Annotated in this window: 5 protein-coding genes, 1 other RNA gene and 1 pseudogene; 3 read left to right on the top strand and 4 right to left on the bottom strand. The window is 44.6% G+C overall.

What is annotated here, in order from left to right; translation table 11 throughout:
- From ACO0KY_RS07485 to ACO0KY_RS07475, 3 genes and pseudogenes are all read right to left on the bottom strand, one after another.
- Window positions 1-112: pseudogene (locus ACO0KY_RS07485) on the bottom strand (PrpF domain-containing protein); the annotation flags it as partial.
- 523 nt (window positions 113-635) lie between these two features.
- Window positions 636-4,211: a M1 family aminopeptidase gene (locus ACO0KY_RS07480; protein WP_423045085.1), complete on the bottom strand. Its 3,576-nt coding sequence runs from the start codon at window positions 4,209-4,211 to the stop codon at window positions 636-638.
- Between the two features lie 9 nt (window positions 4,212-4,220).
- The gene (locus tag ACO0KY_RS07475; protein WP_186911597.1) at window positions 4,221-5,138 is read right to left on the bottom strand and encodes an ABC transporter ATP-binding protein; all 918 of its coding nucleotides are present in this window, start codon (window positions 5,136-5,138) and stop codon (window positions 4,221-4,223) included.
- 245 nt (window positions 5,139-5,383) lie between these two features.
- Between ACO0KY_RS07475 and ffs the strand changes: the two genes are divergently transcribed.
- The 3 genes from ffs to ACO0KY_RS07460 all read left to right on the top strand — a co-directional run bounded on the left by ffs (window position 5,384) and on the right by ACO0KY_RS07460 (window position 7,540).
- Window positions 5,384-5,482, top strand: an RNA gene (ffs, locus tag ACO0KY_RS07470) — signal recognition particle sRNA small type.
- 263 nt (window positions 5,483-5,745) lie between these two features.
- Window positions 5,746-6,207 carry a cache domain-containing protein gene (locus tag ACO0KY_RS07465; RefSeq protein ID WP_423045084.1) on the top strand — a complete coding sequence of 154 codons (462 nt, stop codon included), beginning with the start codon at window positions 5,746-5,748 and terminating at the stop codon, window positions 6,205-6,207.
- Window positions 6,208-6,706: 499 nt separating this feature from the next.
- Entirely contained in the window at window positions 6,707-7,540 is an 834-nt protein-coding gene (locus ACO0KY_RS07460; RefSeq protein ID WP_423045083.1) for a potassium channel family protein, read from the top strand.
- A gap of 59 nt (window positions 7,541-7,599) precedes the next feature.
- Here ACO0KY_RS07460 and ACO0KY_RS07455 read toward each other — a convergent pair whose 3' ends face one another.
- Entirely contained in the window at window positions 7,600-9,276 is a 1,677-nt protein-coding gene (locus ACO0KY_RS07455) for an isovaleryl-CoA dehydrogenase (RefSeq protein WP_423045082.1), read from the bottom strand.
- Window positions 9,277-9,281 lie beyond the last annotated feature (5 nt).

The raw sequence follows: 9,281 nt of genomic DNA, 5'->3' as shown, positions 1-9,281 counted from the left end.
TCGCCGCTGCGGTACCAATGGCTACCGCTGCCGTACCCATCATGGCATGATGCAATTTACCCATAGACATGGCACGAACCAGTAAATCAACGTCGATTGCAGAAACCGCTTTCAATATTCCAATGATCTGTGTCTCTGTAAATCTGCTCTTACGCATTTCTGTTCTCCTTTGGCATATAAGTTTGCCTCAAGAACTCTGGTTATGCATGGCTTGATTTTACGGGAGGGTTACATACGCTCTTAACCTTAAGATGACTTCACCGGGTGCTTACCTTTAATTTTCTGCGGATATCGATTAATTTTTCTTGATTGTTCGGCATATGATCCAATGCTTACCATTGTGTTTGTAGTGTCAGACATTATAAAAAACACATGCAAGCAACTGTAAAGATTCGGAATAACTGACATTAGATCGGTATCCAATGGCTACTACGTGTCTATTCCAAACAATACTCCCGAACTGTGAATGACTCAAAAGCCGCGCATTAATGGCAGGCCTCGTTTGGAAATTGAAATTGAAATTGTTTTTACGATAACATTTGTGCGCGGTGTTGACAATCGGTGATGCATCAGATCCGGGCTGCTAAAATGAAAAGAGGAGGGCGTGCCTCCTCTTTTAAAGCGCAAGTAAAAACTTATGATTTGCTATTGAGTATATCGACTTTAACCAGATTGTCATCCGGCGTTCTGTCTATGTACTTGTTGTCAGGGTCGATGCCAGCTTTTGCAGGCTCACCTTTGACAACAACCGTGAACGACATGTTTTTACGATCAATAAATCGACGTTCGCGTAACAAGGGGTTGCCATCTTTGTCGTCGACACCGATATCCATCCATTCATGCAATGGGACTTCTTTCTCAGCGCCTAATTCGTCTGCTTTGAACTTTCCAGCTTCGATTTTCATGCTGACTTCATACTTGCCATCGCTTAATGGCTTAGCAGTTGCGGACAGTGCACGGTTTTCAAACAAAATAATGGAATCAAACAAATCGTCGATCAATGATTGTTTGTCGGCTGGTGTTACCTTACGAATGGCATCAACTAAGACTCGGCTATTTGGATAAGGTGCACCTTTCCCGCCATATTGATTAATCACATCTCTTAAGGCTTCGTTGACTTTATCTTCGCCAATCTGATCCTGCAGCAGATACATGACAACGCTACCTTTGCGATAGTGCAGGTATTGTTGATCTTCGTTTAAAGCTAAAGGCAGCTCTTTTTTGCGCTCTTGTCCGCGCCCCATGAGGTAACGGTCTAATTCAAATTTCAGGAATCGGCGCATTTTCGCATCACCATATTGATGCTTCATCACCATCAGAGCTGAATACTGTGCCAGCGTTTCTGAAAGCACGGTAGCCCCTTGCGTATTTCCGGCAAGAACCTGATGTGCCCACCATTGATGCGCTACCTCATGAGCAGTAACATAAAACGGATAATCAAGATCTTTTGGGTCACTATCGTCCACCTTGGCAATAAATCCTATCGATTCAGAAAAAGGAATCGTATTCGGAAAAGCCTGCGCGAAACCTTCGTACCTTGGGAACTCGATAATCCTGACCATGTTGTGCTGGTAAGGGCTATAGTTTTTGGTGTAGTAGTCGAGCGATTTTTGTACGCCCAGGATCATGCGATCGAGGTTGTATTCGTGTCCCTTTTGGTAGTCAATCTCAATGGCAACATCGTTCCACTGTGCTTTTTTAACTTCGTATTTTCCCGATTGGAAAGCGTAGAAATTCCAGATCGGTTTATCTAGACTGTAATGGAAGTAGCGGCGTCCATCTTTGCTCCATTCGCGGTCGAACTTACCAGGAGCTATCGCCATCTGATCCGCATTGGTTGAAACGACAGCGTCAAAGTTGATCAGGTCAGCATCATTCGAGATATAGTTATTTTGGAGCGCTTTGACGTCGTCGCGCCCCGCCATGCGTTCTTTCTCTTTCAAACCCAACTTGCGCCTATCCTTATCTTCAACCAGTTCGACGCCTGCTTGATAGCCGATGTGCGGCATCAATTGGCTATTGAAGAAAGTACCGTTATTGAGGACTGTTTTGCTTTGGCTCATGCCTAAGAACGTTTTTGGGTCAGCAGTAAGTTCAAAATGTAGTGCCATTTTTTCACCGGCCAGTAAGGGCTGCTTTAGCTTATAGCTGTAGAAGCCATGGGCGCGATCATTGATTTTTGTCGTGTTTTCTCTATCGAATTTGAAATCATTAATTTTGACCTTATCATCTTGCGTGATAAATATCTCGCTAATCGTGGTGTTACTACGATTCGTCAAAACATAATCACCGCTGATATGAGCGCTACGATCGTCTGGGAAAATATCAACATTCATTTTGACGTCGGTAATGCGCGGTTGCGGCACAGCTTCAAATTGCTTGTATTGCTTCTCGTAATTTGCCTGATCCGTTTGTTTGTCGTAAGTATTTTTGTAAGTATTCAGAACGTTATAGAAATAAAACAAAATGCTGCCCGTACCAATAAAGCAGATCGCACCAACGGCCGCAATAAAGCTGGTCGAGTTACCAGAATTTAACTTGGCAAGGCGAATGCGGCCACTCCAGTCGGTTGTCGTTCCACGCACCCAGAACAACATTGAAGCTGCGACCAGAATCAGTGCAGAGCCAGCCCAATAGGCCTCAGTCCAACGTAAGCGAGGCAAGAAGTGACCATAGCCGTTCATTGCGGAATAAGTAATGCTTGGCGTATTTCCGTAGACCAGCATAGCATGCTCAAAGCCAAGACTTGGTAAAGATACCTGTGCTACGTAATAGGCAATCATCAAGAAATAGCCAACGTATTTATTATTGACGATGACTTGAATTGCCATCGCTAACACGGCAACCAGCATATAATCTGGCCACTGCATAAGGAATAATTGATACACGTATTCTGATATTTCGTAATTGTGATAACCCTTAATAGTTTGGAACGCAATCCCGAATAGCATCAGTATAAATAGCAAAATACCTTGCAATAAAATGAGTGAACTTAGCTTAGACAGGAATGGAAGTGCATTAGGAATGGGCAGGGTATCAAATAACTGTGAGATCCTTGCATTGCGCTCACGCCACACCAATTCCCCGGCATAAAACGTGGTAATGATCAGCATAAAGAGCGCAAAGCTTCCACTTAGTACCTCCAGCACAGCGTAAGTCACAGGATAGGTCGATGTGCCGAACATTTTTGTAATAACGGGTGCGGTCGATGCCATAAACAGGATGCCGCACAAGGCAATCGCGATGAAGTAAATATTTTTTACGGTCTCACGCAGATTCAATTTTGTTTGTGCAACAAATATGTGCCACAAGCTCATTTTGGAGAAGTTGGTGTGCACTACTGGAACTTGTTTAATAACTGGTGCTGCTTGAGCTACTTCTTTCTTTTGCTTACCACTGATGTTGGCGGCAGAAAAATTGAAACGCCAGAAGCATAGTCCCATCATGATGATGCCAAAGGCACACCAAATCAGGCGATTGGTCAGATAGATGCCACTCAGAGGAACCAATCGGGTGTTTTTGTCTGCGACACTCCAATATTCGGTGAGATGACTAATAGCTCTGGAGCCAAATGGGTCAATCAACGCAGCAAGCGTCTTATTATCCAAATCGCCGAGCAGATGGCCAGATGCTAAATAGCCGATGAGTAAAAATACGCTTGCCACATAAACTGGCAACATGCGACGTAGCAGCGCACCCATCGTGAAAAACAATGCGCCAAAAATCAAAAAATTTGGAATTAATGAATAGAGATAAGGGAGTATGTAAGCCATCGGTTGATTCGGTCCAAGACGCACCGCTTCAAGACCCGGTAAGTAGCAGCCTAACCATGCACCAAGCCCGACGCTGGAAAAAATGACGATCAGCGTCAAAAAAGCACCGAGGAAACGTCCAGATAAATATTGATATTTGTTAATTGGTGACGTGTAAAAAAAGTGCCAGATATTATTTTCGGTATCTTGCTGGATAGCGCGACCCATCATCGCGGCAACGATCACCGTTCCAAAAAAACCTAAAAATGTAATGGTCTGCGAAACCGATGAAGGCGCGTTAATATATGTTTTACCTCCAAAGCTGACCGTTGCACCCGAAAATACTCCACCCGCTGCCGCCATCCACAGCATCGCCAATGAGAAAAACATGAGAAAGTAAACGTAGGTAGATATGCTGCGGAATTTTTGCCGCAGATCAAAAGACATGATAGCTAACATACTCACTCCTTAAGCGACGCGGACATTGCTGTTGTGATTGACATGTACATCTGTTTTGAGAAGACCTGCCATGGCCGCGAAGTAGACATCTTCCAGGTTGCCATGTGCTTGAGTAAAGCCGTCTGCAGGTTGGTGGTCAGCGTAGACGTGGATTAAAGTGCGACCTGATGTGAGGCGACTAGATATGACACTGTAATTCTGTTGGAATTGAGTAAGCTCGGATTTTTCTATGAAGCGCTTCCAGATTTTGCCTTGAATCGAATCAATTAAGGGTAAGGGCTGTCCTTTTAAAATCACTTGTCCTTTATTAATTACCGCCATGTTATTGCAGAGGTCGGCGACGTCTTCCACTATATGTGTGGACAGAATCACGATTTTGTCATTACCAATATCGGACAGAAGGTTATGGAAGCGTACTCGTTCTTCCGGATCGAGACCTGCAGTAGGTTCATCGACGATGATCAATTTTGGATTGCCGATCAGTGCCTGCGCAATACCAAAACGCTGACGCATACCGCCAGAAAAACCGCCTACGTGTTTATTTTTCACATTGTATAAATTGGTTTGATGAAGTAGGGCTTCAACTACTTCCTTGCGCTCTTTTCGGTTATCGATCCCCTTAAGTAACGCAAAATGTTCCAGTAAATCATAGGCACTCACTTTGGGGTAAAGACCGAAATCCTGTGGCAGATAGCCGAGTAGGCGACGAATATCATCTTTATGGGTGCGGATATCAATGGCGTCCAGATGCGCCGTTCCCGAATCTGCATCTTGCAGTGTCGCGAGGGTGCGCATTAATGTTGACTTGCCGGCGCCATTTGGGCCGAGTAAGCCAAACATGCCGGCTGGGATAGTCAGGCTGATATCGTTTAAAGCTTGTACACCATTGCTATATTGTTTAGAAAGATGTTGTATGCGAAGTTCCATTTTGCGTCCCTGGTTGTTATTTTGAAAAGATATCTCATCATCCTTATGGGATTTTGAGATGTCAAGAATTTAATCTGAAGTAATGAAAATTTCTACCGCGATAAGACGAAACTCATTTTTATGTGGATAGAATGCAAAAAAATCGTCATAGGATTCGAAGTTTTTGTATGAAATAACAAAGGAAAGTGATTCCTGATTTTATAAATGCCTCCACGGCTTGAGTTGTTTGCGCTATAATTGCCGCTGGCGGGCCCCTGCGCATTGCGGCATGGCCAATCTGGTCAGGTCGGGAACGAAGCAGCCACAGTCATTTCCCGCAAGTGCCGCAGACCAGGCTCGCCAACTTAGTATTTGGTCTTTCCATCTCAATCTTCCTGCTTACTTTTCTGTATTGCGCTTCTGTTTTATTTCTCCCCTTAATTTCCCTTTGTTTTTCATTGCACTTCTCTAATTAGCTTGTCTTTTGAGATTTTTTAATTAATCTGATAAATGAATTAGTACATCTATTGTTTTGCAAATTTAGATCGGTACTTGTTCTCATAGTAAAATTTCCAAGGGTATTGCTTGGGCATTATTTTACTTTCGACATACATTCAGGGAGGCAAGCATGTTACTTCTACGTAGAAGCATATTCATTAGTTTGTTTAGCTTGTTGTTGGTTTCGCCGGTATTTGCAGCTGGAGATCGAGCTAGCCCAGATGAGGCGGTGGCGATGGTTAAAAGAGGTCTTAGCTATATTAAAGAAAATGGTAAAGAAAAAGCTTTTGTCGAGTTTGCCAATAAATCCAACAAGGATTTTCACGACCGTGATTTGTATCTTTTTGCCTATGATCTCAATGGCGTAAACTTGAGTCACGGAAATAATCCAAAAATGAATGGCAAGAATATGATTGACTTGAAGGTCGGAGATAGGTTTGTCGTCAAGGAAATGTTGGCGGTTGTGAAGAGTGCAGGGAAGGGTTGGGTAGATTACCAGTGGCCTAACCCCGTGACAAAAATGCTCGAAACTAAATCTACGTATGTAGAAAAAGTGGATGATTATTTTATTGGTTGTGGCGTGTATAAATGAAGTGCTGTCATTATGATCTTCCAAGAAAATTTATAAAAAACCGATGGGAGGATATTATTTTTTGCCGGTTTTAATTTTCAACATAAGTTATATTTTTTCTTATTTCCACATCGAAACAGATCTTATTTGTTGATGTGATCAATGGCGGCGGCGAAATGGAGTTGAAGGTGTTGCCGTGAGCTATATATCGTACTTTGCCATAATAGCCCTTAAGACGATTCCTTCATATTCATAGGAAGTGGCGATAAGCGCAAAATTGCCGAGTAATCCCCTATCAATAATAATTTCACCAACTTACCCAATGCCATCATTGGGTAGTGATTCGCTTTGTGTGGTCGGTATCTTGGCCCCATATCTATGGACTGGGTCGGTGTTCGGTGTCGTTGCTGTTATCCAGTTCTCGTGGTGTTATTTCATTTCTTATGTTGGTTTGTTGGATATCAAGACCATTGGCAAATAAAACGTAATGATGTTTAAAATTATTAGTGCGGAGACTGGAATGAAAAATAGACGTCAAAAAAATAAGCAGCGAGTTAATGCTTCTGCTTTAAGTCAGCGCTTTTTTTCTTTTCTATCGCGGCCGCTATTGCTGGCTGGCTTACTGTTGAGTATTCCGGCATTTTATTTGTTACTCGATGGTGAGACAGATTCGCTTCGTTTTTATGGACGGGTAAGCTACGGTTGTTCAGCATTATTGATGTCCTTGGATACCATGATTCAATGGCGCCGAAACCGTGTAGGACGTCATCGTAGTGGCAAAATGGCTCTGGATATAGGTATTATCTGTGGCTGTATTCTTAGTGCCTTGCCCGCACCATCTGATTGGGGCGTGGTGCAATGGTTGTTGCGACTTGCTTTGTGCGCAGCCATCGTGTTGCGCATCGCTACGCTAGTGCTGCAGCAGGTCAGGCCTGGGCATCTGGCGAAAATGATGTCCTTAGCAGTACTTATGCTGACTTCTGCGGGTGCTGGATTTTATTGGTTGGAACCAAATGTTAATACGTATTCGAATGGCGTCTGGCTGGCCTTTACGACTGTAGCGACAGTGGGTTATGGTGATATTGTTCCATCGACGCCAGCGTCTAAAATATTCGCGGTTTTTATTGTGCTTTTTGGCTACGCTATGTTCTCGATCGTAACGGCAAATATTGCGGCTCTATTTGTGGGGGAGGAAGAAGCGGCGCTTGAGCGCGAACTACACGCAGATATTCGCGCTTTAAGTCGCGAGGTGGCGGGTTTGCGTGAAGAGCTGAGAAGCCGTGATGCGCTGTATGCAAATTTGTTGCATGGATCTGGGCAGGTCGAGTCAATTTTGCAGAGCAGTCAACGATGAAATTTGATTGCTCCGCATTGAATGTACGTCTGCTGTGTTTGATTTTTTTTAGCGGGTTTTTAAGGTGTAGCTGGTTGTTGAAATGGTGGAAATGCACGGTAAAGGATGCTTTGTTGTAATTCAATGCTAACCGAACAATTGAGTGTGCCGTAGACCTTGCCTCCGTGCGCATCGTATCTGCTAAGCGAAAAAACATCGGCAATTGCAGTAGGTGCCAGTTCATGCATAAGCAGGCTTTGCGCCGCAAGAACTAATTTTTGTGTAAATCGTCTGGCGTTCATTTCCTGGTGTTCAGGGGTTGTACTCAAATCAGAGGTGAGATCGCTTGCCATTTTTCTGACCGTCGCGGATGTTGATGCATTCAATTCGGCAATCAGCAATTGCATTCCTTCAGGGTCTCTTTCTATCGCTCGCAATACGTCCAGGCACATGACATTGCCAGATCCTTCCCAAATCGAGTTGACCGGGGCTTCTCGATACAGTCTTGCCATGGGGCCAGTTTCTACATAACCATTACCACCCCAGACTTCCATGCATTCACCGGTGAATTCTAATGCGCGCTTACAGATCCAAAATTTTGCCGCAGGTGTGAGGATGCGTTTCCATGCTTTTTGTAGCGGGTCATCTGGATGATCCAGGGCTTGCGCTAATTTCAGCATCAGATAGCTTGCAGCTTCACTTTCCAATGCCAGATCACAAAGCACGTTGCGCATCAAAGGCTGCTCGATCAGAAGTTTGCCAAACGCCTGACGATGGCGAGCGTGGTGCATCGCTTGGCTCAGTGCTTGACGCATCAGCGCGGCACTGCCGATCACGCAATCGAGTCGGGTCAGGTTGGCCATTTCGATAATCGTTGGAATCCCTCTTCCTTCGGCGCCGACCATGATGCCAAAAGCATCCATAAATTCTACTTCGCTGCTGGAGTTGGATTTATTACCGAGTTTGTCTTTGAGTCTTTGTATGTGAATGGAATTTTTGCTGCCATCAAGTCTCCAGCGTGGAACAAAAAAGCAGGATAAACCTTTCTCTGTATTCGCCAGTACCAGATGCGCATCACACATGGGTGCAGAAAAAAACCACTTGTGGCCAGTCAGTAAATAAGCCTCACCGCGTCCTTCTTTGCCATCGTTGTTCATTAGGCGGGCGATCGTGGTGTTGGTGCGCACATCAGAGCCGCCTTGTTTCTCGGTCATGCCCATGCCGATAAGGATCGATTTTTTTTGTGCAATAGGTATATCGTTGGCATCATGTTCGTTACTAAATAACTTGTTCTTCAGTAACGCAAATAATCCAGGTTCATTTTGAAGCACCGGAATAGCAGCGAAAGTCATTGTCGTCGGGCAAAGTGAACCCGATTCAACTTGCGCTTGCATGAAATAGCCCACAGCGCGCGCTACATGGGCACCTGCTTTGGGATTTGCCCATGGTGCGGCGTGCAGGCCTTGCTGGCGCAGTAAGCCAAGGAGTTGATGCCAGCTCGGATGAAATTCAACGCGGTCTACACGCTCGCCGATACGGTTGTGGGTGTGTAATTCTGGCAGGTGCCGGTTGGCAAGTTCGCCGAGTTGTAATGTGCTGGCGCGACCGAGTAGTTCACCGGACTGTTGCAGTGTTTCAGTTTGCCAGTCGGCGCCAAAATAGCTGACCGCATGCATTAATGCGCTGTCCTGAGTGAAAATATTGTAGTCTTGCAGCTCCGGAACCTGATTGCTTATTTCATGAGTGTGCCATTGCATGTCGT

The sequence above is a fragment of the Undibacterium sp. Dicai25W genome (genome assembly GCF_049340505.1).
Taxonomy (GTDB): Bacteria; Pseudomonadota; Gammaproteobacteria; order Burkholderiales; family Burkholderiaceae_D; genus Undibacterium; species Undibacterium jejuense.
This window is presented reverse-complemented; position numbering and strand designations above follow the sequence as displayed.